The 25,445-nt window shown below is 69.3% G+C and carries 24 protein-coding genes; 6 read left to right on the top strand and 18 right to left on the bottom strand.

From position 1 onward, the window contains the following. Positions 1-37: 37 nt before the first annotated feature. The 12 genes from ACLJRM_RS43840 to ACLJRM_RS43785 form a co-directional block, all read right to left on the bottom strand. On the bottom strand, positions 38-949 hold the full coding sequence (locus ACLJRM_RS43840) for a serine hydrolase (protein WP_101608139.1): 912 nt from the start codon (positions 947-949) through the stop codon (positions 38-40). A 65-nt stretch (positions 950-1,014) separates the two neighbouring features. Beyond that, positions 1,015-2,283: an MFS transporter gene (locus ACLJRM_RS43835; RefSeq protein ID WP_410666394.1), complete on the bottom strand. Its 1,269-nt coding sequence runs from the start codon at positions 2,281-2,283 to the stop codon at positions 1,015-1,017. Positions 2,284-2,433: 150 nt separating this feature from the next. Further along, positions 2,434-4,107: a PucR family transcriptional regulator gene (locus ACLJRM_RS43830; protein WP_410666393.1), complete on the bottom strand. Its 1,674-nt coding sequence runs from the start codon at positions 4,105-4,107 to the stop codon at positions 2,434-2,436. Positions 4,108-4,183: 76 nt separating this feature from the next. Continuing rightward, positions 4,184-5,290, bottom strand: a complete 1,107-nt coding sequence (gene menC / locus ACLJRM_RS43825) for an o-succinylbenzoate synthase (RefSeq protein ID WP_410666392.1) — start codon at positions 5,288-5,290, stop codon at positions 4,184-4,186. Further along, the gene (locus ACLJRM_RS43820) at positions 5,287-6,171 is read right to left on the bottom strand and encodes a GNAT family N-acetyltransferase (RefSeq protein WP_101608143.1); all 885 of its coding nucleotides are present in this window, start codon (positions 6,169-6,171) and stop codon (positions 5,287-5,289) included. Before ACLJRM_RS43820 ends, menC begins: the two co-directional genes overlap by 4 nt. Positions 6,172-6,202: 31 nt before the next feature. Next, positions 6,203-7,345, bottom strand: a complete 1,143-nt coding sequence (locus ACLJRM_RS43815) for a M20 family metallopeptidase (protein WP_410666391.1) — start codon at positions 7,343-7,345, stop codon at positions 6,203-6,205. Next, the gene (locus tag ACLJRM_RS43810; protein ID WP_410666390.1) at positions 7,342-8,817 is read right to left on the bottom strand and encodes an amidohydrolase family protein; all 1,476 of its coding nucleotides are present in this window, start codon (positions 8,815-8,817) and stop codon (positions 7,342-7,344) included. The genes ACLJRM_RS43815 and ACLJRM_RS43810 overlap by 4 nt, the downstream gene beginning before the upstream one ends. A gap of 397 nt (positions 8,818-9,214) precedes the next feature. Beyond that, positions 9,215-10,552, bottom strand: a complete 1,338-nt coding sequence (locus ACLJRM_RS43805; RefSeq protein WP_410666389.1) for a GH1 family beta-glucosidase — start codon at positions 10,550-10,552, stop codon at positions 9,215-9,217. Positions 10,553-10,578: 26 nt separating this feature from the next. After that, the gene (locus ACLJRM_RS43800) at positions 10,579-11,418 is read right to left on the bottom strand and encodes a carbohydrate ABC transporter permease (RefSeq protein WP_101608147.1); all 840 of its coding nucleotides are present in this window, start codon (positions 11,416-11,418) and stop codon (positions 10,579-10,581) included. Beyond that, positions 11,411-12,364, bottom strand: coding sequence for a carbohydrate ABC transporter permease (locus tag ACLJRM_RS43795; protein ID WP_410666388.1), 954 nt, complete (start codon positions 12,362-12,364; stop codon positions 11,411-11,413). Before ACLJRM_RS43795 ends, ACLJRM_RS43800 begins: the two co-directional genes overlap by 8 nt. Further along, the gene (locus tag ACLJRM_RS43790; protein ID WP_101608149.1) at positions 12,364-13,677 is read right to left on the bottom strand and encodes an ABC transporter substrate-binding protein; all 1,314 of its coding nucleotides are present in this window, start codon (positions 13,675-13,677) and stop codon (positions 12,364-12,366) included. The genes ACLJRM_RS43795 and ACLJRM_RS43790 overlap by 1 nt, the downstream gene beginning before the upstream one ends. A gap of 211 nt (positions 13,678-13,888) precedes the next feature. Next, positions 13,889-14,545 carry a GntR family transcriptional regulator gene (locus ACLJRM_RS43785; RefSeq protein WP_410666387.1) on the bottom strand — a complete coding sequence of 219 codons (657 nt, stop codon included), beginning with the start codon at positions 14,543-14,545 and terminating at the stop codon, positions 13,889-13,891. A gap of 67 nt (positions 14,546-14,612) precedes the next feature. On the opposite strand from ACLJRM_RS43785, the gene ACLJRM_RS43780 reads away from it, so the two are divergent. Beyond that, complete coding sequence (locus ACLJRM_RS43780; RefSeq protein WP_101608151.1) at positions 14,613-15,044, top strand: VOC family protein; 432 nt, start codon at positions 14,613-14,615, stop codon at positions 15,042-15,044. Positions 15,045-15,047: 3 nt separating this feature from the next. Here the strand turns inward: ACLJRM_RS43780 and ACLJRM_RS43775 are convergent, their stop codons facing one another. The 5 genes from ACLJRM_RS43775 to ACLJRM_RS43755 form a co-directional block, all read right to left on the bottom strand. After that, positions 15,048-15,608 (bottom strand): MauE/DoxX family redox-associated membrane protein, encoded by a 561-nt coding sequence (locus ACLJRM_RS43775; RefSeq protein ID WP_410666386.1) that lies wholly within the window; start codon positions 15,606-15,608, stop codon positions 15,048-15,050. Positions 15,609-15,611: 3 nt separating this feature from the next. After that, entirely contained in the window at positions 15,612-16,040 is a 429-nt protein-coding gene (locus ACLJRM_RS43770) for a S26 family signal peptidase (protein WP_199192993.1), read from the bottom strand. Continuing rightward, the gene (locus ACLJRM_RS43765; RefSeq protein WP_101608153.1) at positions 16,037-17,869 is read right to left on the bottom strand and encodes an ABC transporter ATP-binding protein; all 1,833 of its coding nucleotides are present in this window, start codon (positions 17,867-17,869) and stop codon (positions 16,037-16,039) included. Before ACLJRM_RS43765 ends, ACLJRM_RS43770 begins: the two co-directional genes overlap by 4 nt. Continuing rightward, positions 17,866-18,411: a TlpA family protein disulfide reductase gene (locus ACLJRM_RS43760; protein WP_101608154.1), complete on the bottom strand. Its 546-nt coding sequence runs from the start codon at positions 18,409-18,411 to the stop codon at positions 17,866-17,868. Before ACLJRM_RS43760 ends, ACLJRM_RS43765 begins: the two co-directional genes overlap by 4 nt. 87 nt (positions 18,412-18,498) lie before the next feature. Then, positions 18,499-18,705, bottom strand: a complete 207-nt coding sequence (locus ACLJRM_RS43755; RefSeq protein WP_101608155.1) for a hypothetical protein — start codon at positions 18,703-18,705, stop codon at positions 18,499-18,501. A gap of 209 nt (positions 18,706-18,914) precedes the next feature. On the opposite strand from ACLJRM_RS43755, the gene ACLJRM_RS43750 reads away from it, so the two are divergent. Both ACLJRM_RS43750 and ACLJRM_RS43745 read left to right on the top strand, forming a co-directional pair. Then, positions 18,915-20,726, top strand: a complete 1,812-nt coding sequence (locus tag ACLJRM_RS43750) for a BTAD domain-containing putative transcriptional regulator (protein WP_410666385.1) — start codon at positions 18,915-18,917, stop codon at positions 20,724-20,726. 130 nt (positions 20,727-20,856) lie between these two features. Next, complete coding sequence (locus tag ACLJRM_RS43745) at positions 20,857-21,336, top strand: cupin domain-containing protein (protein ID WP_101608157.1); 480 nt, start codon at positions 20,857-20,859, stop codon at positions 21,334-21,336. Between the two features lie 3 nt (positions 21,337-21,339). Here the strand turns inward: ACLJRM_RS43745 and ACLJRM_RS43740 are convergent, their stop codons facing one another. Then, a complete protein-coding gene (locus ACLJRM_RS43740) occupies positions 21,340-21,747 on the bottom strand; it encodes a RidA family protein (protein ID WP_101608158.1) in 408 nt (135 codons plus the stop codon). A 98-nt stretch (positions 21,748-21,845) separates the two neighbouring features. Between ACLJRM_RS43740 and ACLJRM_RS43735 the strand changes: the two genes are divergently transcribed. The 3 genes from ACLJRM_RS43735 to ACLJRM_RS43725 all read left to right on the top strand — a co-directional run bounded on the left by ACLJRM_RS43735 (position 21,846) and on the right by ACLJRM_RS43725 (position 25,142). Then, positions 21,846-22,238, top strand: coding sequence for a winged helix-turn-helix transcriptional regulator (locus ACLJRM_RS43735; protein ID WP_101608159.1), 393 nt, complete (start codon positions 21,846-21,848; stop codon positions 22,236-22,238). A 62-nt stretch (positions 22,239-22,300) separates the two neighbouring features. After that, the gene (locus tag ACLJRM_RS43730; RefSeq protein WP_233223378.1) at positions 22,301-23,233 is read left to right on the top strand and encodes a multiprotein-bridging factor 1 family protein; all 933 of its coding nucleotides are present in this window, start codon (positions 22,301-22,303) and stop codon (positions 23,231-23,233) included. An 82-nt stretch (positions 23,234-23,315) separates the two neighbouring features. Then, positions 23,316-25,142: a proprotein convertase P-domain-containing protein gene (locus tag ACLJRM_RS43725; RefSeq protein ID WP_410666384.1), complete on the top strand. Its 1,827-nt coding sequence runs from the start codon at positions 23,316-23,318 to the stop codon at positions 25,140-25,142. The last annotated feature ends 303 nt before the right edge of the window (positions 25,143-25,445 follow it).

The raw sequence follows: 25,445 nt of genomic DNA, 5'->3' as shown, positions 1-25,445 counted from the left end.
GACGAGAGCGACGGGAAAATTCATCCGTGCGGACGAATCATTCGCTCCCGGCCTCGGGAAGCCTGAGCCATTCGACGGCCTGTGCCGCGGCGAAGCCGATGAACGAGTCCCGCTCCGGCACCCTCGACCGGCCGTCGACGGCGTCGGTGAAAATCCCTACCGCGTAACGGCCCCCATCCGGGTACTCGACCACACCGACCTCGTTGCGCACCGACGGCAGGGTCCCGGTCTTGCCGCTGACGCGGATACCGTCGTCCGGGAACCCGGACCGCAGCCGGTGCGGCCACACCTGGAGATCGAGCCAGCGCCGGACGTCTGCGCACGCGGCGGGCGGGGCCGCCTCGTCACGCCAGATCAGGCCGAGCAGCCGGGTGATCTCTTCGGCGGTCGTGGCGCAGGTGTGCGCCGGTTGCAGCGCGCGCAACGCACGGATCTGCTCGATCGACAACTCGGACAGCGCTTTCTCGTCGTCCTCGTAGGAGATCCCGAGGTCTTCCCCGATGCCGCCGAGCACCTCCGCGCAGTCCTGCGGGACCGTGGTGTGCTCGAACCCGAGCCGCCGCAACGTTTTCTCCGTCTCCTCCTTTCCGACCCTGGCGACGATCAGGTCGGTGGCGACGTTGTCGCTGATCCCGATCATCAGGATCGCGAGGTCGTACCAGGACATCGTGATCTCGTGCCGGAAGGTGGCCAGTCCGTACGGGCTCGGCGTCGGATGCCCCGGCGGGACGCTGATCCGCTCGCCGAGGTCGAGTCCGCCGTCGGCGGCCTGCCTCGCCAGCTCCAGCGCGATCGGGACCTTGAAGACCGACGCCGTGACGACGGGGGCGTGCTCGTCGACGCCGATCCTCCGGGTGCCGTCGACTTCGGCGGCATGCAGCCTTACCCGGACCCCTACCTCTTTCGCGCGGGCGTTGATCGTCGCGATGACTTCGGACGCGGTGGGCATGAGACTCCTGTCTACTGAGGACTGGACTCGTGAGTGGTAAGGACGGTTAGAACCGTCCTTACCACTCACGAGTCCGTGCTGAGATTCGCCGGCGAGAAGGTGAACTGCGCCGGGTTCTGCGGCACCCAGAACGCCATCAAGGCCGTGAGGAAAGTAGTACCGATGAGGAAACCGAACGCCGCGGTGTAGGAGAAGGTGTCGGCGAGCCACCCCATCGCCACCGGGGCGACCGCGCCCGCCACCTGGCCGCCGAAGTTCATCACGCCCATGCCGATCCCGGTGACCGCCGTGGGCAGCACGCGCAGCGGCAGGCCGAAGACGGCCATCGTCGCCATGCCGAACACCGCGAGGGCCAGCGTCTCGTAGACGGTGAACTCCACCGTGCTGTCCGCGTTCACCATCAGCGTCAGCAGCACCACGGTGACCAGCGCGATCGAGCTGAGATACCAGCGGCCGTGGTCGTGGAAGTAGCGGTCGAACAGCCAGCCGCCGAGGATGGTGGTGCCGATGCTGACCAGCATCGGGATCGCGGCCAGGACACCGGTCTGGCTCAGCGACAGGCCCCGCGTCTCCAGCAGGTAGCTGGGGACCCAGGTGATCATCCCGTAGTTCAGCATGTTGGTGACGCAGAACAGCAGGGTGAACTTCCAGACCACAAAGGACTTCAAGACCTGTTTGCGTGACACCTCGGGCGGCGCCGACTCGGCACGCGGCAGGCTGCTCAACGACTTCGGCAGCGCCTTGGGCAGAATCGTCCAGACGGCCACGCCGATGATCGCGCCGATCCCCGCCATCCAGAAGAACGTGTGGCGCCAGCCGACCGCCATCAGCAGCGGGCCGACGATCAACGGCGCGAGCCCCGCGCCGATCCCGCCGGCGGACAGCATCACGCCGGTCACCGTCGCGCGGTTGCCGGGAGTGGTCCGTTCCGCGATCGCCTTGAACGAGGCCGCCGGGAAAAGTCCTTGGCACACACCGAAAAGGCCACGGATGACCAGCAACATGCCGAAGGTGCCCGCCATCCCGGTCATCGCGGTGAACGCCGACCAGGCCAGCAGTGTCACCAGCATCGGCCCCCGCGAGCCGTAGCGGTCGGCGAGGAAACCCGCCGGGATCTGGCAGACCATGTAGACCAGGGCGAACACGGTCACGAGCCAGCCCTGCTGTGTCTTGCTGAGGTCGAACTCGGCGCCGATCATCGGCAGCGCCATCCCGATCGAGAACCGGTCTATGTAGTCGACCGCCCAGGCGCAGACCATCACCACCATGGTGATGAGTGCCGTCCGGTTGATCCGCCGCGCTGTCCAGGTGTCCTCATTGACCACTGCCGTCATGGCGCCTCCGCGGAAACGTTGGGAGAGAAGAAGAACGACGCAAGCGTGGCGCCGATCACTCATTCTGAAACGCGTTCGGCGAGCGGAGTTCGTGCGATCAGACGAACATCCGCCGCCCTTTCGGGCCGGGGAGACCAACCCGCGCGGCGGTCAGGAGTCGTCGGCGACGGGCGGGCCGGTCCGTGCGTCCGGGGGCAGCAGCCGCAGTTGCAACATGGCGGCGAACCGCTCCCCCGCGTCGTCGAGGTCGATCTCGCCGACCTCGGCGAGCCGCCGCAAGCGGTACCGGAACGTGTTGGGGTGGACGTAGGCCGCGGCTGACGCGGCGCCGATGTCACCGAAGGCGTCAAGCCAGCACCGGAGGGTGTGCACCAGCTGTGACTGGTGTTGGGCGTCGTAGGCGAGCAACCGCGCGACAGGTCCTGTCGCCACGTCTCCCCTGGCCGCGGCGAGATCGGCCAGTTCCAGCATGAGCGCGTCGACGTGGACGTCTTCCACGGTCGCGACGCGTTTCGCGCGGGCGTTGGTGAGCAGCACGCGCAGCGCCCGGTCGGCACCGTCACGCGAGGCGCGCAGGCCGGAGCCGTCGAGCGCGAGCGGTCCGATGCCGATCGCGGCCGCCGCCCGGCGCCCGGTGCGCTCCAGGAAGGTCGAGGCGACCCGCACCGAACGCTCCTGGCAGTCGTCCTGACTGCCGGGCATCGGGACGATTCCGTAAGCGACGTCGCCGACGAGGGCGACGGCCGAACGTGGCTGGACGGCGCTGAGGTGCATGGCCAGCGCGTCGGCGACCCGCTGGCGGTCCGCGACCAGGCGGAGGTCGTCCTCCAGCGCGGGCGTGCCGAGCAGGCCCATGGCGAGCACGATCGACGGCTGACCGAGCAGGCCGAGCCGGGCGATGGCCTCCGCCGCCCCGGCGCCGCCTTCGAGCGCCGTGCTCACCAGGTCCGCGCGCAATCGTCGTTCGACGTCGGCGCCGGCGCGCAGCCGGAGCATGTGCAACGCGACCAGCTTGGCGGCGTCGATGAACGCCTGGGTCCGCTCCTCGCTGAGCGGTTCCCGGACCGCCGCCCAGATCGACCCGAGCACCTCGTCGCCGGCGCGGACGGCGAGCGCCACTCGCGGAATCGCGATCTCGTTGTCGTCATAACGCTGCGGATCGACGTAGACGGGCGTGTGGTCGCGGTACAGCCTCTCGAAGACACCGTCCCGTTCCAGGCCGCGGGCGAACCGCTCCGGCACCTGACGGCCGAGGATGGTCTCCACCCGGGAAGGATCCGCTTCGTCCTGGCGCCCGGAGAACGCGAGAATCCGGTTACTGCGGTCCTCGATGGTCACCGGCGCGTCCAGCAGCGCCGCCACCGCGTTGGCCAGTGCGAAAAGGTCACCGGACGGAATTCCGCCGAGGGTCTGCGGCGAGACCTCTCCGATGTCCCCCTCGGCGAGCAACGTCCTCAGCATCGCGGCGAGCTGGGTCCAGGATGCGCCGCGCGCGAGCCCCAGCAGGGCGACCCCGGACGAGTCCGCGGCGCGCCGGAGTTCCGGCGTCGGGGTGACGGGAGACCGGACGACGAGCGCCGCCGCACCGCTCGCACCCACGTCGTGCAAGAGGCGGACGATCTCGTCGGGCTCCCGCACCCCGACGCCGAGCACGACGGCCCGGGCGGGAATTTCGGACTCGTCGTGCGGATCGTGGATGACCACCCCGCCGAGCTGCCTGCGGGTGGTCCGGCCGACCGCGACCGGCTCCAGGAGCACGTCCCCGAGGTCCTCGAGGACGCGTCCCAAACTCAGGTGTGGCTTGCTGGGCACCGGTGTCAGCACCCCCCGAAGTTAAACCCGGCTTCGCCGAACCGAATGGTTCGATCCCACCAAATCTAACTCCGGAATTCGTAGCGCGCTACGAACTGATCCACGCTTTCGCCGTGGTGACCTCGTCCAGCAGATCCGGGATCGGCGTGACGCCGAGACCGGGCCCGGTCGGCACCGGGAGGTGCCCGGCCTCCAGCACGAACGGTTCGGTGATGTCCGTGCGGTAGAACCGGCCGGACGCCGACGTGTCACCCGGCAGCGTGAACCCGGGCAGCGACGCGAGCGCGACGTTCGCCGCCCGGCCGAGACCGGTCTCGATCATCCCGCCGCACCACACCGCGACCCCGTGCGCCGCGCAGACGTCGTGCACGCGGCGGGCTTCGAGGTAGCCGCCCACGCGGCCCGGTTTGATGTTGACGATCTGGCAGGCGCCGAGCTTGATCGCGTCGGCGGCGGCCCTCGCGGACACGATCGACTCGTCGAGGCAGATCGGGGTCCGGATCCGCTTGGCCAGTTCGGCGTGGCCGAGGACGTCCTCCTCTTCGAGCGGCTGCTCTATCAGCAGGAGTTCGAACGGGTCCAGCCTGGCCAGCAGCGGCGCGTCACCGAGGGTGTACGCGGTGTTCGCGTCGACCTGCAGCAGCACGTCGTCGCCGAAGCGCTCCCGCACCTGGCGTACGGGCTCGACGTCCCAGCCCGGTTCGATCTTCAGCTTGATGCGGACATAGCCCTCGTCGAGGTAGCCACCGACGATGTCGAGCAGCTGCGGGATCGAGTCCATGATGCCGACCGAGACCCCGCAGGCCACCGAGTCGCGAGTGGACCCGAGCTCGGCGGCGAAGGACCGTTCGTGCGCACGGAGTTCGGCGTCGAGGACAGCCATCTCCAGCGCGGCCTTCGCCATCCGGTGGCCCTTGAACTTCGCCAGCAGCGGCGTCACCTTGTACGCGGTCAAGTCCTCGGCGGCCAGCAGGGCCGGGATCAGGTGATTCCGCAGCACGTGCTCGGCGGCGTCGTTGTACTCCGACGAGTAGAGCGGCGCCTCCATCGCGACGCATTCGCCCCAGCCCTCGCCCGCCGGGGTCACCGCGCGGACGAGCAGCAGTTCCCGTTCGGCCTGCGTCCCGAACGACGTCCGGAACGGGGCCACGAGCGGCATCCGGACCCGGCGCAGTTCCACACCGCTGAGTTTCACGACTGCTCCTTCGAGATCACGTACCAGCCGGCACGATCGAAACCGGCGACCTTGGCGTTGTCCGCCATCAGTCCGCCGAGGACTTCGCGCAGGGCGACACGCCACGCGTTACCGCGACCGGGATCGGTGCGGCGTAACCGTTCGATGTCCGGGGGGACCGCGACGAGCACGGTCTGCGCGTCGGTGGATCCGATGCTCGGACCGCCGTCCGCGTCGACCGACAGCGCCTTCGCCACGCCCAGTGCTTCCGCCTCGATCAGGACGGGTCGGCCGGAGGCGGCGGCACGGACGTCCGGGCTCGTCAGATCCCAGCCGACCATCAGCCGGTCGGTGTCGCCCGAGCCGTTGATGCCGTCCTCCATCGGACCGTAGAAGTCGGGCAGGTACCCGATCGGCCGTGCGCCGAGTTTCCCCAGGTTGAAGTAGGCGTTGCGCCGCACCAGCGGGTCGAAGGTCCAGGTGATCAGCGAGACGTCCTGGAGCAGTGCCCAGCCGCGCTGGTGCAGTTTGAGCGCCGCACCGATCCCCCGGCCCGCGCCGGCGTCGGCGACCCCGGCGATATGGCTGTGCAGGCTCGCTTTCCCCGGGTTCCCGAAGAAACCGAAGCAGGCCCCCAGGAGTTCGCCGTGATCGAACGCCCCCGCGACGTAGTTCCCGGCCGTGGACATCGCCCGGAGCAGTTCCGTGCTCACCGGCCGGGCGCCGGGCGCGAACTTCCAGATCGACTCGAACAGGCCGACCACCGCGGCCAGATCGGCGATTTCGGTGAGTTCGCGGATTTCGACGCCCGAAGCCGCGGCCGCGGCCCGTGCGGCGGCGACGGCTTCGTCGCGCACCTCCCGGGAGGCCAGGCTTTCCGTATTCGTCGCAAGATTCGTCACGGGACAATCCTTTCCCGGCGCGGCGGCCGAGTCACTGTCGTGCCGTACCAGATTCGCCCGCGGGATTCGTCGCGCCGGACGGACCCCGCTTCGCGAGGACGTTTTCCACCAGCGCGGCCAGCAAAGCGGTGCGCCGCGGCACTTCCGCGACGATGACGTGTTCGTGATCCGCGTGCGCCCCGCCGCCGACGGCGCCGAGGCCGTCCAACGTGGGTACCCCCATCCCGGCGGTGTAATTACCGTCCGAAGCACCGCCGACCGACGCGGAGGTGAGCTCGCCGAGACCGAGTTCGCCCGACAATTCCCGGGCGAGCTCGAACAATCCCGCCGACGAGCTTTCTTCGAGCGGCGGCCGGTTGATCCCGCCCGTCACGCGGACCTCCGCGTCCTCCAGGACCGGACGGAGCTCCCGCATCGCGTGATCGACGCGGAGTTGCTCGGCCTCGTTCCACACTCGGACGTCGACGGCCACGCTCGCGGCCGCGGGAACGGTGTTGACCGTCGTTCCCGCCGAGACGACGGTGGGGGTCACGCTGGTCCCGGCACCCGGATCGGCGATCGCCGCTACCGCGAGGATCTGGTGCGCGATCTCGATCCCCGCGTTGATCCCCTTCTCCGGTTCGAGCCCGGCGTGCGCGGCACGGCCGATCACCTCGACCCGGTAATGGGAAACGCCTTTGCGGCGGCATTTCAACGCGCCGCCGTCGGCCGAAGCCTCCAGCACGAACGCCGCGTCACAGCCCGCCGCCGTTTCCTCGATCAGCGCGCGGGACGACGGCGAGCCGATCTCCTCGTCGCCGGTGACCAAAATGGACAGTCCGTCGCGATCGGGGACCTCGGCGGCGGCGTGCAGCGCCATCACCACCCCGGCCTTCATGTCGAAGCAGCCGGGGCCGCGCAACACGCCGTCCCGCACAGAGAATGGATGGGTCTCGAGCGAACCGTGGGGCCACACCGTGTCGTGGTGACCGAGGAGCAGCACGCGAGACGGCCCGTCCCCGAATCGCCAGCGCAGGTGGGTGACGCCGTCGACCACGATCCGCTCCGGCTCCACACCGAGCAGCCTGCGGCCCAGGCCGGCCACCGCTTCGGCACTGCGGGCGACCGCTTCGTGATCCGAAGACGGGGACTCGCAGCGGACGAGGGTTTCGATGTCGGCGAGCAGTTCGCTCATCGCGGCTCACCCCGCAGCGGCTTGCCGGGGAACGCGTCCGTGCGCAGTTCACCGTCGCTGACCACGGGAACACCGGAGACGAACAGGTGCCGGACGCCGACCGAGGGCCTCGTCGAGTCGAAGTAGGTCGCGGCGTCGGTGATGGCCTCCGGGTCGATGACGACGATGTCGGCATCGGCGCCCACGTTGAGCCTGCCCTTGGCCAGCGCCCCGGGCGCGACCTCGTCGAGGACCCGCGCCGGCAGATACGAGCAGCGCCGGAACGCCTCCAGCCAGGTCCACGCGCGGCTCTCGCGCACCATCAGGCGCAGCGTCTTGGCGTAGGTCCCGGACGTGCGCGGATGCGTCGCACCGCCGGGCGGCAACGGCCATTCGGTGCTCTCGCTGGTGCCGTTCTTCCAGTACACGGGCAGGGCGTCACTGGCGACGATGGCGTCGGGGAACGCGAGCGCCTGGTGCAGCAGGCCGAGGTCGTGCGCGCTGCTCTCGTCGAGGAACTCCAGGATGCACGGCGCGCCCGGATCCTGTTCACGAACCTGGAGCAGGCGGCCTTCGTCGGCGATGCGCTCGCCCGACTCCAGCATGATCACGCTGGACGGCGAAAGCCCCTTCATCTTGAGACGCTCGGGCGAAAGGAAGGCCGCGCCGATCCCCGTGCTGCCCGCCCCGTACGGATAGGCCTCGACGGTCACCCGCGACCCGGCCGCGCGGCCCGCTTCGAGCGCCGCCAGCACCCTGTCGATCTGGTGGCCGGACGTGCTGTTCACGTGGCAGTGGTGCATCGCGGCGCCGGTCTCGGCCGCGACGATCGCGATCTCCTCGGAACCGTCGATGGGCGTCGCCGGATCCACTTCGACCAGTTCACGGACGTGCGTGTAGGTCGGTGCCCCGGCCTCCTTGGCGAGCCGGGCCAGCGCGAGGAACTCACCGGGGTCGGTGCCGGGCGCGTAGCCGAGGAGCACACCGACGCCGAGCGCGCCCGCGGCCAGCTCACCGTCCACAAGGGACAGCCACGCCGCCAGCTCTTTCGGCGAGGAAGACCTTTGCCAGGCCGGGTTTCCGAGCACCGCCAGCCCGCTGTCGATGTTCGCGTCCGGCTCGATCCCGGCGAGCACCTGAGCTCGCGCGGCGCCCCAGGACGCGGAGAACCCGTAGTGCAGCGGACGTCCCGCCGCGGCCGCCTCGGCGTAGGCCCGCTCGATCGGCATCAGACCGGCTTCGAGGTCGAGCGCGGTCGTCACCCCGTCCATCGCCTGCAGCCGCTGGCCCGCGATGGTGTGCACGTGGCTGTGCAGGTCGATGAAACCCGGTCCCACGACGAGCCCGGAGACGTCGATCTCCGCGTCGCCGGGCTCCGCGGTCAAACCTTCCCCGACGGCGGTCACCACCCCGTCGGATACCAGCACGTCGGCCGTACCGTCGAATCCCGTCGCCGGATCGATGACACGACCGCCACGCAAGAGTGTCCGCATACTTCGCCTCCTAGGATCGCCTCGTTCATGGCGACCCTAGGAGGTTTCGCGGACCGGCCGTTCGTACCGCGCGACGAATCCGGGCCCCTGGGTCCATCCGCCCGCACGAACCACTACCGGCCCTGGCCGCGGGCCGATCACGACCCACCGGACGCCGGGATCGGGTTCGGGTTCGGGTTACCAATGTCGCATCTGAGACGCTCAGCGACTCAAATGCGACATTGGGAACAGCGGGAGCAGCATCGTCCCCCGCCCGCCGGGGTCGCGAAGGTCGCCGAGGCCGACGGCGTGGTGTGACCGTCCCTTTCACGGACCCAAGCGTGCAATGAACGGGACTTTCCTTGCAAATTTTGCAAGGAAAGTCCCGTTCATTGCGTCCGGGGGTTGCGCGTCTCAGCTACCGGCCGTGGTGCTCCGCGATGATCTCCGCGTACCGGTGCCCACTCGCCTTGACCGTCCGGACCTGCGTGTCGTAGTCGACCCGCACGAGCCCGAACCGCTTGCTCAAACCACTGTCCCATTCGAAGTTGTCGAGCAGCGACCACGCGAAGTAGCCCTTCACCGGCTCACCCGCTTCGGCCGCCCCGGCCACCGCGCCCAGGTGTTCTTCCAGGTAGGCGATGCGGTCGGCGTCGTCGATCGTGCCGTCCTCGGCGACCTTGTCGTCGAAGGCGGCGCCGCTCTCGGTCACGTAGATCGCCCGGGCACCGTATTCGTTGGCGAGCCGGTGGATCAGGTCCGCGAGCCCCTGTCCGTGGATCTCCCAGCCCATCGCGGTGGTGGCGGCCCCCTCGACGGGCACCTGCCGGGCGCGGGGCGCGGGGCCGTTCGGGTCGTTCTCGACGATCTGGCGGAAGTAGTAGTTCAGCCCGTGGTAGCCGACCGGGGTCGAGATCACCTCGAGGTCGTCGCCGACCACGGGCGGCTCGACGCCGTAGACCTCGATCATGTCCGCCGGGTAGCCGCGCCCGTTCGACGGGTCGAGCCACCAGCGGTTGACGTGCCCGTCCATCCGGGCCGCCGCCTCGACGTCCTCGGTCGCGTCCGACGCGGGCTCGATGCCGCTGAGGTTGACCACCAGGCCGACGTTGGCGGGCTCGGCGGCGTTCGCGGTGATCGCCTGCACGCCGAGGCCGTGCGCGAGCAGGAGGTGGTGGGAGGCGTGGATGGCCTGCTTGAGGTCCTTGATCCCGGGGGCGAAGCGCCCTTCGAGGTAGCCGAGCCAGGCCGAGCACAGCGGTTCGTTGACGGTGTTCCAGTCCTTGACCCGGTCACCGAGCCGGGCCGCGACGACGGCCGCGTACTCGGCGTAGGCGTAGGCCGTGTCGCGCTCGGGCCAGCCGCCGGTCGCCTGCAGCACCGAGGGCAGGTCCCAGTGGAACAGCGTGGCGAACGGCCGGATCCCGGCTTCGAGCAGCGCGTCGACCAGCCGGTCATAGAAGTCCAGTCCTGCCGCGTTGACCTCGCCTCGCCCGGTGGGGATCACCCGCGGCCAAGCGACCGAGAAGCGGTAGGCGTCCAGGCCCAGCTGTTTCATGATGTCGAGATCTTCCGGCCAGCGCCGGTAGTGATCGCAAGCGACGTCGGCGGTGTCGCCGTTCACGACGGCACCCGGGACCCGGACGAAGTCGTCCCAGATGGACGGGAGGCGGCCGTCGGCGTCGACGGCACCCTCGACCTGGTACGAGGCGGTGGCCGCACCCCACAGGAAATCGGCGGGCAGGTGCAGATTCAAGGCAGACCTCTCTTCGGCGATGCGAGTCATTTGACGGCGCCGGCGGTGAGACCGGCGACGAGATAGCGCTGCAGCAGCAGGAATCCGGCGACGACCGGGACGGACACGATCAGGGAGGCGGCCATGACCTGGTTCCAGTACACCTGGACCTGGGTGGAGTACTCCTGGAGCCCGACGGCGAGGGTCCGCGTGCCCGAATCGGTCATCACCGACGCGAACAGGACCTCGCCCCAGGCCGTCATGAACGAGTAGATCCCCACCGCGACGATGCCCGGGGTGGCGGCCGGGATGACCACCCGGATCAGCGCGCCGAGCGGCCCGGTGCCGTCGACCATCGCGGCCTCGTCGAGTTCCTTGGGGATCGAGTCGATGTAGCCGGCGAGCATCCAGATGGCGAACGGCAGCGAGAAGGTCAGGTAGGTGATGATCAGCCCGAGCCGGGAGCCGTACAGGACGATGCCGGTGGTGTTGCCGATGTTGACGAAGATGAGGAACAGCGGCAGCAGGAACAGGATGCCGGGGAACATCTGCGTGGACAATACGGTCATCTTGAAGAAGTTCTTGCCACGGAACCGGAAACGGCTCAGGGCGTATGCGGCGAAGATCGCGATCACGACCGAGAGGATCGCCGCCGAACCGGAGATGATCAGGCTGTTCACGAAGTAGTCGGCGAGCGGGATGGTCTCCCAGATGTCGAAGAACGGCTGGATGGTCAGCGTCGACGGGAACCATTCCCACTTGCCCTGCACGTCCCCGAGCGGCTTGAGCGACGACGAAACCATCGCGTAGAGCGGCACCAGGGTGAACAGGGCGAGGAAGCCGAGGACGAATCGGCGGGCCCACGGGACCCAGCGAGGCTCAGACAACGGCGTTCCTCCTCCGCGCGGTCAGTCCCAGGTAGACGGTGCTGACGATCAGGAGGAACAGCAGCAACAGCACCGACATCGCCGAGCCGAGGCCGAAGTTCCAGGTCACGAAGGAACTCTGGTAGATGTGGATCGAGATCAACGACGCCTCCTTCGGCGCGGACGCTCCGAAAAGGACGTACGGCGTGTTGAAGTCGTTGAAGGTCCACAGGAACAGCACCAGCAGGAGAACCTGGTTGACCGGGCGCAGCATCGGCTGGGTGATCGCCTGGAACTGCCGCCACCAGCCCGCGCCGTCGATCGCCGCCGCCTCGTACAGTTCGCCGGGGATGTTCTGCAGCCCGGCCATCACGATCAGGAACGCGAAAGGCCAGTTGCGCCAGACCGAAACGACCACCAGCGACCAGAAGCTGTTGTCCCCGATGAGCCAGAAGGAATCGGTGCCCAGCAGGCTGTTCACCAGGCCGGTGTCGCGCTGGAACATGAACGACCAGGTGATCACCGCGGCGTACATCGGCAGCGCGTACGGCACCAGGAACAGGGTGCGGAGCACGCCGCGTCCCCGGAAGTTCTTCTGCATCAGCACGGCGGCCGAGGTCCCGAAGAGCCAGCAGAACCCGACCGAGAGGACGGTGTAGAGGACGCTGATCCAGAAGGAGCCGAGCAGCGACTTCCCCGCCGCGGAGTTGAAGTCCAGGACGAACTTGTAGTTGTCCAGTCCCGCCGCCGGCGCGGACGAGAAGTCCCGGATGTAGAACTGCGTCAGCTTGAAGAAGCTCATCACGAGCCCGGCGATCATCGGGATCAGGTGGACGAGCAGTTCGAGCAGGATCGCGGGGAGCAGGAGCAGATACGGCAGCGCGACCCGGCGCCGTTTGCGCCGGGTGCGGGGTGCGGGTGCCCCGGCCGCTTGCACGGCCGGGGCGTCGTCGAGAGCGGTCGGCATCAACTACCGGCCGCGATCTGCTGATCCGCCTGGTTCAGCTGGTCCCGGATCTTGGCGCCGTCGACCGGTTTGCCCGCGGCGACGTCGGCGAACATCGCCTTCATCGCGGTGCCGATCAGGGTTTCGAACTGCGACTCCTGCGGGACCTGCGGCATCGGCTCGGCCGAGTTGGCGAGCACGCTCTGGAAGACCTTCACGTCCTCGGTCTGGAACGCCGCGTCGCTGTAGGCGTCCTGGACGGTCGGCAGGGAACCGTAGGTCTTGTTGAGCAGTGCCTGCTCCGGTGCCGAGACCATGAACTTCACGAAGTCCAATGCGGCGTCGGGGTTCTTGGTGTTCTTGAACACCGACATGTTGATCCCCGCGACGAAGCTGGTGACCTTCCGGCCGTTCGGCGGCGCGGCGGCGGGCAGCGGGATCGGCGCGACACCGAGGTTGGCCATGTCCATCCCGATGTTCTTGAACGAGCCGGCGGAGGCCTGGTTCATGAACATCGCGGCCTTGCCGTCCGACAGGTCCTTGAGGGACTTGGCGGTGTCGGCGTACTCGGCGTTGGACGGGTTGACGATCTTGTCCTTCTGCATCAGGTCGACGAACTGCTGCACGGCCGCGACCGACGGGTCCGAAGCCAGCTGCGGCTTGCCCTCGGGGGTGAAGAACTGCGCGCCCTGCTGGGCTCCGAGGATGGCCGCGTGGTGGCTGTTCTCGGTGACCTGGCCCGCCTGGAGCGACAGGCCCCACTGGCCCTTGTCGGGTTTGGTGAGCTTCTTGCCGTCCTCGACGAGTTCTTCCCAGGTGGCCGGTGGCTTGGTGATGCCGGCCTCGGCGAAGAGCTTCTTGTTGTAGTAGAGGCCGTACGCCTGGCCGTAGAGCGGTACGCCGACCGGCGGCTGGCCGCTCGCCCCGGTGGCCGCCAGCGACGGGCCGACGAAGCGCGACTTGCCACCGACCTTCTCCAGCGCGGCGTCGTCGAACGGCAGGAACGCCCCGGTCGCCTGGAGCGAGGCCGACCAGGTGTTGCCGATGTTGAGCACGTCCGGTCCCTTGCCGGAGGTCGTGGCCGCGAGGATCCGGTTGAGCAGATCCGTCCACGGGACGACCTCGAGCTTGACCTTGATCCCGGACGCCTTCTCGAACTTGTCGAGTTCGGGCTGCAGGACCGCCTTGTCGTTGTCGAGGCTGGTGCCCTGGTTGGACGCCCAGTACACGAGCTCCTTGGGGGCACTGGACGACGTGTCGCCGCCGCCGCACGCCGTCGTGGCGGCGGCCGCCAGCGCCAGCACGAGCGCGGGAGCGATCTTTCCGATTCGCATCGATGGTCCTCGGGGTGAGTGGCCAAGTCGCATCCGCGCCTGTGACACAGGACACGCCTTATTTCAGGGCTTGAGTTAAGCCCTGACAAACCTCGCCGTCAAGTCCCTTGCCGTCAATTCGTGCCGAGCGATCGCCCGTGAGCGATTACCAGGTCAGCCCCGCTTCTCGTGAGCGATCATCGCAGACGCGGGCCACCCCGCGCCATGACCTTCACTTCCCGGTGAGCACGTCCAGGGCCTGCCCGCGGTGCGCAGCGAAGAGTTCGAGGGCCTTCTCGCCGTCGCGGGCGCGAAGAGCCGACGCCAGCAGCCGATGTTCCGCCGGGATGTTCGCGAGGTAGCCCTCGGAGTTCACGCCGATCCGGGTCAGCAGGAACAGGTGCACCTGCGACCGGATGGCCTGCCACGCTTCGATGAGCCGCCGGTGCCCGGAAGCCGCGTAGACCGCGTCGTGGAAGTCGATGTCGCAGCGCACCATCTCGTGCTCGTCGCGCGCCCGGTCCATCCGCTCGACGACCTCGTCGATCGCGTCCAGGTCCGCGTCCGGCGCGGAAGCGACCACCAGCCGCACGGCCAGCTGTTCCAGCGCCGAACGGAGGCTGTCGAGTTCGGCGACGTCCACATCGGACAACGTCGTGACGAGGGCGCCGCGATGCCATTCGCTGCGGACCAGCCCTTCGCGCTCCAGTTTGAGCAGCGCCTCGCGCACCGGACCGCGGCTGACGCCCAGCGCCTCCGAGAGCTCCACCTCGCGCAGCTGCGCGCCGGGCGGGTAGGCACCACCGAAAATGGCGTCCCTGACCCTGTCGGCGACCTCGTCGGCCAGCCCTCGGCGGCGGGCGGGCACCACCCGGCCGGGTTCGCTCATCGTCGTCCTCCCTCGGAAGGCCCGATCGTAGCGGCCGCTCATCTTGTCCTAATGTTAACATTCAGACATGACTATCCTCGACTCCCCCATCCCGCGCTTCCACCTCGCCATGCCGGTCGACGACCTCGACGCCGCGCGCACCTTCTACGGCGAAGTCCTCGGTCTCGAACAAGGCCGCAGCTCCGACACCTGGATCGACTGGAACCTCCATGGCCACCAGTTCGTCACGCATGTCGCCCCGGAGCGGCCGCGACGGATCCACAACCCGGTCGACGGACACGACGTGCCCGTCCCCCACTTCGGCCTGATCCTCACCGTGCCGGAGTTCGGGAAGCTCGCGGACCGGCTGCGCGCCGCGAACACCGCGTTCGTCATCGAGCCCTACGTCCGGTTCGAAGGCCAGACCGGTGAACAGTGGACGATGTTCCTGCTGGACCCGGCGGGCAACGCCCTGGAGTTCAAGGCGTTCGCCGACGACTCGCAGGTCTTCGCGGCCTGAGCCTCATCGCGCGTCCGGGACCGGCCCGGCGAACAACTCCGCCAGATCCTCGAACCGCACCACCGCCACGGCGCCCACCGCGCCCACGGCGGCGGCGAGGGCCACGGCCGCCGGATCCGCGCCGTCCGCACCGGGCATCGCGGCGGCACCGGCCAGCGCGACCAGCAGCAGGAGCGCGTTGCGCACCACGTGCCGGGGTGCGAGCACCGTGCGCGCCGGACCGAAACAGCGGCACACCGCACCGGTCCGGCGCGCCACCGCCCGCCACACCGCCACGGTCAGCACCCCGAACAACCCGGCCGCGAGCACCAGCCCCGCTATCGCGAGCCATCGGCCGGCGCCGGTCGCGGACAGAGCGGCGGCGGGCAGCAGCGAAGCCGCGATCACGAACTCCGCGGCCAGGGTCACCCCGGCGAACGGCCGGGTCCAGCGCGCCGGGATCCCGAACGCGGGCACCGACGCCACGAACTCCGCGTAGGCCGCTTTACCCCGGACCTTGCTGACCGCGGACACCAGCAGGACCAGTCCACAAAGGACCATCGCGAACACGGCGACGTAGGTCATGACTCACCTCTGACCGATCGGGCGGAGCACGACGCCGATCAGCGCGTCCTCCGGGATGTAGCCGAGCCGCCGGGAATCGTTGCTGCGCGCGGGATTGTCCCCGAGCACCAGCAGGTTTCCCGCCGGGACGACCGTGCCGGGTACCGGGATCTGCGACGGCACCGGGTCGCCCGGCACCGCGACCGCGCGTTTCACCAGTCGTCCGGCGGTGGGATCGCCGGGCTTGCCCGGCCCGCCCTGCACGACGACGACCTGCCCGGTGCGCACCCGCTCCAGCCTGGACCGCCGCACCAGCAGCCGGTCGCCGGAGAAATAGGTGGGCTCCATGCTCACCCCGCGTACGGTCACCACGATCAGCCGTCGGCGCAGCGTGACCAGCCACCCGACGACGGCGACGACCACCACGGCCGCCGCGAGCACCACATACGTCACTGGGACACCACCTCGTCGTAGCCCGAAGCCTGCAGGCGGAACAGCCGCGCGTACTTCCCGCCCGAAGCGATCAGTTCGTCGTGCGTGCCGAGTTCCGCGACCCGGCCCTCGGCGAGGACCGCGATCACGGCCGCGTCCCGGACCGCGCCGAGCCGGTGCGAGATCAGCACACTGGTCGCGCCTTCCCGATGCCGCCGGAGACTGCTGTGCACTTCGTGCTCGGCCTCCGCGTCGAGGCCGGAACTCGGTTCGTCCAGGATCATGAGATCCCGCCGGTCCCGCAGGAACGCCCGCGCGAGCGCGAGCCGCTGCCACTGTCCGCCCGAGAGCAGGACGCCGGTCTCCGGGTCCTCGCGATCCGCTTCGTCGAAGAACATCCTGGACAGCAAGGTGTCGTAACCGCGCGGAAGCCCGGCCACGATGTCGTGGGCTCCCGCGCGTTCCGCCGCCGCGGTCACGCGCTCGCGATCCTCCAGACAGGACACGTCACCGAGACCGATGTTCTCCGCGGCGGTGAGGTCGTAACACATGTAGTCCTGGAAGACCGCGCCGATCCGCGCGCGCAGATCCTCGACCGGGACGTCCCGAAGATCCACGCCGTCCCAGAGGATCGCGCCGCGCTCCGGGTCGTAGAACCGGCACAGCAGCTTGACCATCGTCGACTTCCCGGCGCCGTTCAGCCCGACCAGTGCCAGCGACCGTCCGTGCGGGATGGTCAGGTCCACCCCGCGCAGCACCCAGGGCTGGTCTTCGGCGTAGCGGAACCACACGTCGCGCAACTCGATGCCCGAACGCAGCCCCGGCAGTTGCCGGGGTTCGGCCGGGATCGCGAGGTCAGGCCCCTGTGACTCGATCTCCTCGTAGTGGTCGAACAGCAGTGTCGAGTGATGCGCCGACGCCAGCCGGGAGACGAGGCTTTGCAACGCGGACTGCACCCCGCCGACCGACGCCACGAAGATGGCGATGTCGCCGAGCGAGAGCTTGCCGGTGGCGGCCAGCCACACCGCCCAGATCAGGCCACCGGCCGAGACCGCCGCGGTCAGCCCGGCCAGCAGGCCCTGCATCCGCGCGTCGCGCCGGTCCTGGCCTTCGACGACGGCGTGCGCGGCGGTGAGCTCGACGAGCATCCGCCGCCGGAAGAGGTCGCCGAGCCCGAGCAGCCGCAGTTCCTTCGCGGCGTCCAGGCTCGCCAGCAGGTCGGCGTAGAACACTTCCCGTCGTTCGGTGGGCGCGATCGACCACATCACCCGCGCCCGCGCCCGGCTCAGCCGCAGATGGGCGAGCAGCGCGGGCACGGCCGCGGCCAGCACGATCGCCGCCATCCCCGGATTGATCACGAGCAGGGTCCCGAGGAATCCGGCCAGCGTGATCACCGACTGGAGCGAGCCGAGCCCGTCGTCGACGAGCTGGCCGGGTCCGCTGCGGCCGGTCTGCTGGGCGAGACGGAGTTTGTCGCGGAAGCGCGGGTCCTCCATCCTCGCGATCCCGGCCAGCCTTCCCATGGCGCGGTAGAGCCGGTCCATCGTCACGACGGCGACCGAGCGGTCCAGCCGCTGCTTCAGATACTCGGTCGTGACCGGGAGCAGTCCCGCCAGCAACCCGGCGACAGCCAGCGCGACCGCCCACGGGAGCAGCGTCAGCCAGGCGTCGCCCGCCGCCAGCCCGTCGAGCAGGACCTTCATGCTCCACGCGGTCGCGAGCGGCACGACACCGCCGAGCAGCGACAGCACCATGTACAGCGGCGTGCCCACCGGGGCGGCCTGCCGGGTGAGGCGGACCGCCGCCGTCAGCAGGCTCAAGACCCGGCGGGCGCCGAGCGAGGTGTTCACAGTGCGGCCGGCACCGGCAGTGCCGACATCTCCCACCCGCTGGCCAGTACGGTCCGGTCGCCGTCGACCAGGCACAGCGCGGGGTATCCGGAGGCGCCGAAGGCCTGGTGCACGACACCGCCGTCGGCCTCGCGGATCACTTCGGCGACCTCGCCGAGCCGGACGACCATGTCCGCCGTCTCCTCTTCGGTCCCGGAGGCGATCGCGATCACCTTGCCGTCGAACCGGGTGGCGTACTCGATGAACTGGGGCATCCGCTCCTTGCAGGGCTCGCACGCCGGCGCGAAGAAGCCGACGAGGGCGCGGGTGCCGTCGATGTCCGCATTGGACAGATCGGTCCCGCCGACCGTGGCGGCCGTGAAGGTGCCGATGCTGGCACCCGCGGGCAGCGCGATCTCCGGGTCGATGGCGGCCCGCTGCTGTTGCACGTTCTTCAGGGTCTCGTTCTGCTCGCGCAGCCTCCGGATGATGCCGAAGCTGAGCAGCAGGTCCAGCACGCAAAGGAGTCCGACGAGCACGACGGCGGCGGTCAGGATGGCCATGGTGTTCTCCAGTGGAGGAAGAGGGACGGGCAGGGGCGCCGTGGCGGCGGCGGGCGTTCGCACGCCCGCCGCCGCCACGGATGTCGATCAGCCTCCGCAGATCCGGAAGGCGTAACAGGGCCCGCAGAATTCCTTGCAGGCGCCGTTCGTCGAACAGTTGCGACGGAAGTCGCTGCGCTCGCGGCAGTAGCAGTGCTTGTAGTACGGGTCCGGCGGGCAGCCCGCGCCCACGTCGGCCTTGGCCACGAACACGCCCAGCAGCTTGTCGCTGAAGGTTCCCAATGTCTTGCGCATGTTCCGCGCTCCTCACTTCCTCCGCGCCGGACGGCGTCGGCAGCGCCCAACGTAGGAAAGGCCGGTACACGAACGCGGATAGCGCCGATACACGCCCGCGTGTATCGGCTGTGCGCCCGGCGCGAAGTGAACGTCCGGCAAAGTCGAAGGTGATAGAACTGCCTTAAGGGGTCTCACGTTTCTGTCTCCAACTCTCGGGAGAGGTGTGAGTGTCATCGATCGAGTTCAGGGTTCTGGGGAGGCTCGAGGTACACACCGAAGGCGGGACGATCGCGCTGGGTTCGGCCAAACAGCGCAATCTGCTGGCCGTATTGCTGCTGCACCCGGGCCGGACGGTCCCGATTCGCAGGCTGATCCGGACGTTGTGGGGAGACGAGCCGCCGCTTTCGGCGGTGGCCAACCTGCGCACCTACGCGAACCGGCTCCGGGGAGTCTTACCCGGGGACCGCATCTCCGGTCGCGCGTCGGGCTACGAAATCCTGCTGCGCCAAGGGGAATTGGATCTTCACGTGTTCGCCGAACGGGCGGGGGCGGGCAGGGCGGCACTCGCACGGGGTGACCACGCCGCCGCCGTCCGTCATCTCGGTGAGGCACTTTCCGCCTGCCGTGGCGCGGTACTGGAGGATCTCTCGGACAACGAGGCGCTCGCCGGTTCGATCGCGCCGGTGGAGGAACTGCGGCTTTCGGTCTCCGAAGACCATCTGGAAGCCCGGCTGCGTCTCGGCGAACACCGGGAGGTGATCGCGCCGCTGCGCGAGTTCGTCGCCGAACATCCGTTGCGGGAGCGGCCTTGGGCGCATTTGATGACCGCCCTGTATCGATCCGGTGATCCCGCCGGGGCGCTCGCGGTCTACACGGATTGCCGACGCGTGCTCGCCGACCGGCTCGGCCTGGAGCCGTCACCGGATCTGGCGAAACTGCACCGGGCGATGCTGGACCGGGATCCGGGGCTGACCACGGTCTCCCCCGCGCCGGTCGCCACCGTCGGCGATCCGGCACCGAAAGCCTTTGTGCCACAGGAGCTTCCGGTGCGATGCCGGGCGTTCGGCGGCCGGGCGGGCGACGCCGCGCGGCTGGCCTCGCTGCTCGTCGGGCCGGAGCGATCCGGGCCGAAGGTCGCAGTGGTCCACGGCCCCTGCGGGATCGGCAAGAGCGCGCTGGTGCTGGAGGTGGCGCACCGGGTCGGCGCCCGGTTCCCGGGTGGACAGTTGTACGTCGACCTCGGCGTCGACGGCCCGGCTTCCCGGGTCCCTCCCCGGTTGCTGCGGCATCTCGGCGTCCCGACGTCCGACATCCCGTGGACGCCGGACGAGGCCGCCGCCGTGCTGCGTTCGCGTCTCTCCCATCGGGCGGCGCTCCTGGTGCTCGACGGCGCGACGGAGTCCGCCGCGCTGCGCGCGCTCATCCCGGCGACGGGGTCGTGCGCGGTCCTGATCACCAGCCGCTCACCGCTGATGCTGGACGGCGCGGAGCACGTCGTGCTCGGCCGTCTGTCCGAAAAGGATGGCCTGGACATCCTCGCCAGGGTCGCGGGCAGGTCCAGAGTGGACGCGGACCCCCGCGCGGCCGCCGAGATCGTCCGGCACTGCCACGGGATCCCGGCCGCGTTGAGGATCGCGGGCACGATCCTCGCCAACCGGCCGACGCGGCCGTTGTCCTGGCTGGGGAACCGGCTCGCGCCGGAGGAGAGCAGGCTCGACGAACTGGGGTTCGGCGGGGAATCGTTGCGGGCCCTGTACCTCTCGGCGTTCCAGCCGATCGCGGCGGGCAAGGATCCGCTGGCGGCGTCCGCGTTCCGGTTGCTCGGCAGACCGGGATACGAGGTGTGCCGCACGGGCCAGGCCGCCGACGCCCTCGGCGTCTGCCCCCTGAAGGCCGAGGCGGCGCTGGATCGCCTGGTCGACCTGGGCCTCGCCGAATGGGGCGACGAGGACACCTACCGGTTGCCGCCGCTGATGCGGCTGTTCTCGGCCGACCTGGCGACGGCCGTCCCCGCCCAGCAGTCCGCGCTGGCCTGGTGAGCTCCGCACCGATCGATAATCCACAGGTTATCGATCGGTGCGGCTTTCCGCGTTGATCAAGGCGGGTTCCCGGGAGAGGCTTGTCCTGTCAGCGAGCCCGCTGAACACGGAAACCCAAGGAGACGCCACCATGTTCGACCCCATCCTCCTCCGGGCCGCCGACGCCGAGATCGTCAGCGACGCGCCGGGCAGTGACATCACCCTGCTGGCCGACTCGGACACCACTGACGGTGGCTTCACCGCGAACCGCGCGACCTTGAAGCAGGGCGTCTTCGGCACCCCGGCCCACTTCCACACCCGCGCGACCGAGTTCTTCTTCGTCCTCGAAGGAAAGCTCCAGGTGCTCGTCGACGAAACCCTGCACACCCTGGAGAAGGGCGACTTCCTCGCCGTCCCGCCCCAGGTGCCGCACGCGTTCGGGCCCGCCGACGGCTCGGACGCCGACGTCCTGGTGACCTTCACGCCGGGCATGGCCCGCTTCGACTACTACCGGCTGCTGGAGCGGGTCGCCCGCGGTGAAGCCGACCCTTCGGAGATCGCCGCGTCCTCGAAGCAGTACGACAACCACTACGTCGACAGCCCGATCTGGCGCGCCGCCCGCGGTCAGTGAGCCTCAGCCGATGACCGCGGTCGCTTCGACCTCGACCAGGTGCTCGGGTACGTCGAGGGCCGCGACGCCGATCAGCGTGCCCGGCGGGACCGGGGTGCCGCCCAGCTTGGCGGCGGCCCGGTCCACGCCTTCGAGGAACAGCGCGAGCTTGTCCGGGGTCCAGTCGACGACGTAGACGGTCATCTTCGCGACGTCGTCGAAGGTGGCGCCGGCCCCGGCGAGCGCGGTGCCGATGTTCAGGTAGCACTGCTCGACCTGAGCGGCGAGATCGCCTTCGCCGACAGTGGCGCCGTCGGCGTCCCAGGCGACCTGTCCCGCGACGAAGACCAGCTTCGATCCCGTCGCGATCGAAACCTGCCGGTAGGCGGGGATCTCCGGCAGCCCCGCCGGGTTCACCAGGGTGATGCTCATCCGTACTCCTCGATCGTGGTCACTTGTGGTTACCCAGAAACCGTAGGAGAGTGTGAGACGACCTGGAAGAACGCACTTTTTCGTGACTGGGGAACCTGATGGTGACCAAGCAGCTCAGCGGTACGGCGGACGACGCGGATCTGATGAGGGCGGACTCGCTGGCGCGGGAGATCTTCTCCGACGTCGCCAACAAGTGGGCCCTCCTGATCATCGAGATGATCGGCGACCGCACGCGGCGGTTCACCGAACTGCGGAACGACATCGAGGGCATCAGCCACAAGATGCTCACCCAGAACCTGCGCATGCTGGAACGCAACGGCCTGGTCGGGCGCACGGTGCATCCGACCGTGCCGCCGCGGGTCGACTACACCCTCACCGAGGCGGGCCACGGCCTGCGCGCGACGGTCGACGGGATGTGCGACTGGACCCACCGGTTCCTCGGCCACATCGAGGACTCCCGCCGCCGGTTCGACACCCCTGTTAACGGTTAACGACCAGGCCAGGGCCTCGGCCGGTTCATTTACCCGCGGACCGGATCTATGCTCGTCGCGTGATGTCCGGCGGAGCGGAACCCCGGCCCGAGTTCGAGCGGTTGCTTCGTGACGGGCCCTTCGCCGACGCGCTTCGCGAGGCCATCCGGGCGCGCGGTCTGAGCCTGGAACGCCTGCGCGACCACCTGCGCGCTCGCGGCGTCTCGATCACCGCGGCGACGCTCAGCTACTGGCAGTCCGGGCGCAGTCGCCCGGAGCGCCGGGATTCGGTGCTCGCGCTCCGCCACCTCGAGCAGGTGCTGGACGTACCGCCCGGCTGCCTGACCGCGTTGCTCGGCCCGCCGCGCGCCCGCGGCCGGTGGCCTGCCCGCACCGACGGCCTGCCCGAGATCGGCCGGTTCTGGCCGGACCGGACACGGATCGACGCGGCCGTCAGCGAGGTCGACACCCAATGGGACGAACGGCTGACGAGAATCAGCCAGCACGACGTCGTCTCCGTCGGCCCCGGGCAGGAGGAGCTCGCGTTCCGGTCGAGGCAGGTGCTGCGCGCCGAGGCCGACGGTCCGGACCGGTGGGTGGTCATCGTCCACATCGACGAACACGACCGTCCGCTGCCCCGGATGACGTCACTGCGAGGCTGCCGCCCCGGCCGGAGTGTGCATCGCCCCGAAGACGGCCTTCTCGTGATGGAACTGCTCTTCGAACGGCCACTCGCGAAAGGCGAAACGGTCATCACCGAGCACACCCTGGCGAACAGCGCCCCGTTCCCGCACGCGACGAACTACGAACGCAAATTCCGCAGGCCCGCCCGGGAATACGTACTCGAGATCCGGTTCTCCCCCGATGCTCTCCCGGCGCGATGCCGTCGCTATTCCGAACAGGACGGACAGCCCGCGGAATGGACGGATGTCCTGCCGGGTGACGATTCCGTGCACGGCGTCGCGCTGAATTTCGGTCCCGGCCGGTTCGGCTTCGAGTGGGACTGGGACTCTTAATTGTTAACGACTCGTGGATCTACAATTCCGCGGGGTGGGGGAATTACCGTCGGCGCACCTGCTTTCGATTAGAGGAGTGCGCATGCGACGGCACAACGAAGTGCTTTCTTATCTGAGTCTCTTGGCCTTGGCCGCGTTGGGACTCAGCCCGACCGCTCAAGCGGCGTCACCACCGGCTCCGGTCCATCCCGACGCCGAGGTCAACGGCGTGGCCACCGCGTTCGGCCTGACCACGTCCGAAGCCAAGGCCCAGCTGGCGGCGCAGGACGAAGCCCACCGGCTGGCCACGTCGCTGCCCGCCGGGCTGCGCGCCCGCACCGCCGGGCAATGGTTCGACGCGGCCACCGGCAAACTCACCCTCGCGGTCACGAACGCCGCGGACGCCGACGCGGCCCGGGCGACCGGCGCCGAAACCCGGCTGGTGTCCCGGACCAAGGCCGACCTCGACCGGACCGACGACGCCGTCCGCGCGCTCGTCGGCGACGGTGTTCCCGGCGTGTTCGGCTGGGGTGTCGACGTCCGGAACAACGAGGTCGGCGTGTCGATCGACCGCTCCCGCAAGACCGCCGAAACCGAGAGTTTCCTCTCCCGCGCAAGGGATCTCGGCGTGCGGATCACCGAAACGGGGTCCTCGCCGCGCCAGCAGGCGGGCACGATCCAGACCGGCAGCCCGTGGTGGCCGGGCAGTGAGACCTATTGTTCGGTCGGCTTCGGCGCGACCGATTCGGCGGGCGGCAAGCACTTCCTCACCGCCGGGCACTGCACGAACGACCGTGATCAGGCAGCTTATGGCGCACAGAGCCAGCAGAACCGGATCGGAACGTCGAACGTCGGCGGCACGCGCAGCGTCAACGCCCGCGAAGGCGACATGGGCGTTGTCGCGGTGACGCAGCCCGGCTGGGAACTCTCGGCGGCGGTCAACACCTGGGGCGAGCCCGCCGTCACCATCACGGGCTCGGCCGAGGCGATGGTCGGCGACCGGGTCTGCCACTCCGGCAACACCTCGAAGTGGAAATGCGGCGAGGTGAAGTACACGCACAAGTCCGTCGACTACGGCGGCGGGCTGATCATCGAGGACCTGACCTGGACGACGGCGTGTTCGCTCGGCGGCGACTCGGGCGGCGGCTGGCTGCTCGGCACCAAGGCGGTCGGCCTGCACGACGGCGGCCCGTCGAAATGCGTGGAGAACCCGAGCGACGGTGACATGTCCCTCTTCCAGCCGGTGATCGAAGCGCTGAACAAGTGGAACCTCACGCTGGTGACCGGCGGCGGCACCGGTGACACCACGGCCCCGAGCGCCCCCGGCAACGCACGGACCACCGGCACGACGTCTAACAGCGTCTCGCTGGCCTGGGACGCGGCCACGGACAACGTCGGCGTCACGGGCTACGACGTCTACAACGGCTCGACGCTGGCGACCTCCGTGACCGGGACCAGCGCCACCGTGACCGGTCTCAGCCCGGACACCTCCTACGCCTTCACGGTGAAGGCCCGCGACGCGGCGGGGAACGTGTCCCCCGCGAGCGGTGCCGTGTCCGCCAAGACGCAGCCGGGCAACAGTGGCGGCCGGACGCTGGGCAACGACGCGGACTTCCCGATCCGGGACTACCAGCAGGTGTTCAGCCCGGTGACCTCGACCCTCACCGGACAGGCGGCGACCTCGCTCGGGATTTCGGTGACGATCCGGCACACCTGCGCCGAGGACCTCGGCATCACGCTCCTCGACCCGAAGGGCAAGGCCTACCCGCTCAAGTCCAGCGGCGGTTCGGCGTGCACGGCCTGGAACGGCGCGCGGACGTTCTCGGTGCCCGGCGCGTCGTCCCCGGCCGGTGGGAAGTGGCAGCTGCGGATCACCGACTACGGCCCCGGTGACACGGGGGTTCTCGACACCTGGTCGCTGACGCTTTAGGCCCCAGCGGCGTTCCAAGTACGTGAAGGCCCCCTTCATTGCGTCTGGCGCAGTGAAGGGGGCCTTCACTGCGTCAGACGAGGCGAAGGACCCCGTCGGCGAGACCTCGGTCAGGTGCGTCATGAGTGGCGATTCGGAGGAGCGGCGGTGTCGCGAAAGCCACTTTCAGGACACCAGATGTCCCGAAAGTGGGGCGGATTCATGCGGTCGTTGCAACATCCTTCGTGAGCTGGGAGTTTGTGGTGGCTGGCGGGTTCGTGTTGCCGCGTTCGGTGCGGGTGCGTTTTTGGGGTGCGGTGCGGG

Source organism: Amycolatopsis sp. lyj-84, assembly GCF_046549075.1.
In the GTDB taxonomy this organism is placed as follows: domain Bacteria; phylum Actinomycetota; class Actinomycetes; order Mycobacteriales; family Pseudonocardiaceae; genus Amycolatopsis.
Note: the sequence above shows the minus strand (reverse complement) of the source record. Positions and strands in the feature narration are given on the sequence as shown.

Excerpts from the sequence above, each read along its gene's own strand:
- ACLJRM_RS43760 (WP_101608154.1), bottom strand. The coding sequence starts at position 18,411 with ATGGCCATCCTGACCGCCGCCGTCGTGCTCGTCGGACTCCTTTGCGTG.
- ACLJRM_RS43790 (WP_101608149.1), bottom strand. The coding sequence starts at position 13,677 with ATGCGAATCGGAAAGATCGCTCCCGCGCTCGTGCTGGCGCTGGCGGCC.
- ACLJRM_RS43795 (WP_410666388.1), bottom strand. The coding sequence starts at position 12,364 with ATGCCGACCGCTCTCGACGACGCCCCGGCCGTGCAAGCGGCCGGGGCA.
- ACLJRM_RS43780 (WP_101608151.1), top strand. The coding sequence starts at position 14,613 with ATGACTATCCTCGACTCCCCCATCCCGCGCTTCCACCTCGCCATGCCG.
- ACLJRM_RS43815 (WP_410666391.1), bottom strand. The coding sequence starts at position 7,345 with ATGAGCGAACTGCTCGCCGACATCGAAACCCTCGTCCGCTGCGAGTCC.
- ACLJRM_RS43835 (WP_410666394.1), bottom strand. The coding sequence starts at position 2,283 with ATGACGGCAGTGGTCAATGAGGACACCTGGACAGCGCGGCGGATCAAC.
- ACLJRM_RS43725 (WP_410666384.1), top strand. The coding sequence starts at position 23,316 with ATGCGACGGCACAACGAAGTGCTTTCTTATCTGAGTCTCTTGGCCTTG.
- ACLJRM_RS43745 (WP_101608157.1), top strand. The coding sequence starts at position 20,857 with ATGTTCGACCCCATCCTCCTCCGGGCCGCCGACGCCGAGATCGTCAGC.
- ACLJRM_RS43735 (WP_101608159.1), top strand. The coding sequence starts at position 21,846 with ATGGTGACCAAGCAGCTCAGCGGTACGGCGGACGACGCGGATCTGATG.
- ACLJRM_RS43755 (WP_101608155.1), bottom strand. The coding sequence starts at position 18,705 with ATGCGCAAGACATTGGGAACCTTCAGCGACAAGCTGCTGGGCGTGTTC.
- ACLJRM_RS43775 (WP_410666386.1), bottom strand. The coding sequence starts at position 15,608 with ATGACCTACGTCGCCGTGTTCGCGATGGTCCTTTGTGGACTGGTCCTG.
- ACLJRM_RS43785 (WP_410666387.1), bottom strand. The coding sequence starts at position 14,545 with ATGAGCGAACCCGGCCGGGTGGTGCCCGCCCGCCGCCGAGGGCTGGCC.
- ACLJRM_RS43730 (WP_233223378.1), top strand. The coding sequence starts at position 22,301 with ATGTCCGGCGGAGCGGAACCCCGGCCCGAGTTCGAGCGGTTGCTTCGT.
- ACLJRM_RS43810 (WP_410666390.1), bottom strand. The coding sequence starts at position 8,817 with ATGCGGACACTCTTGCGTGGCGGTCGTGTCATCGATCCGGCGACGGGA.
- ACLJRM_RS43840 (WP_101608139.1), bottom strand. The coding sequence starts at position 949 with ATGCCCACCGCGTCCGAAGTCATCGCGACGATCAACGCCCGCGCGAAA.
- ACLJRM_RS43740 (WP_101608158.1), bottom strand. The coding sequence starts at position 21,747 with ATGAGCATCACCCTGGTGAACCCGGCGGGGCTGCCGGAGATCCCCGCC.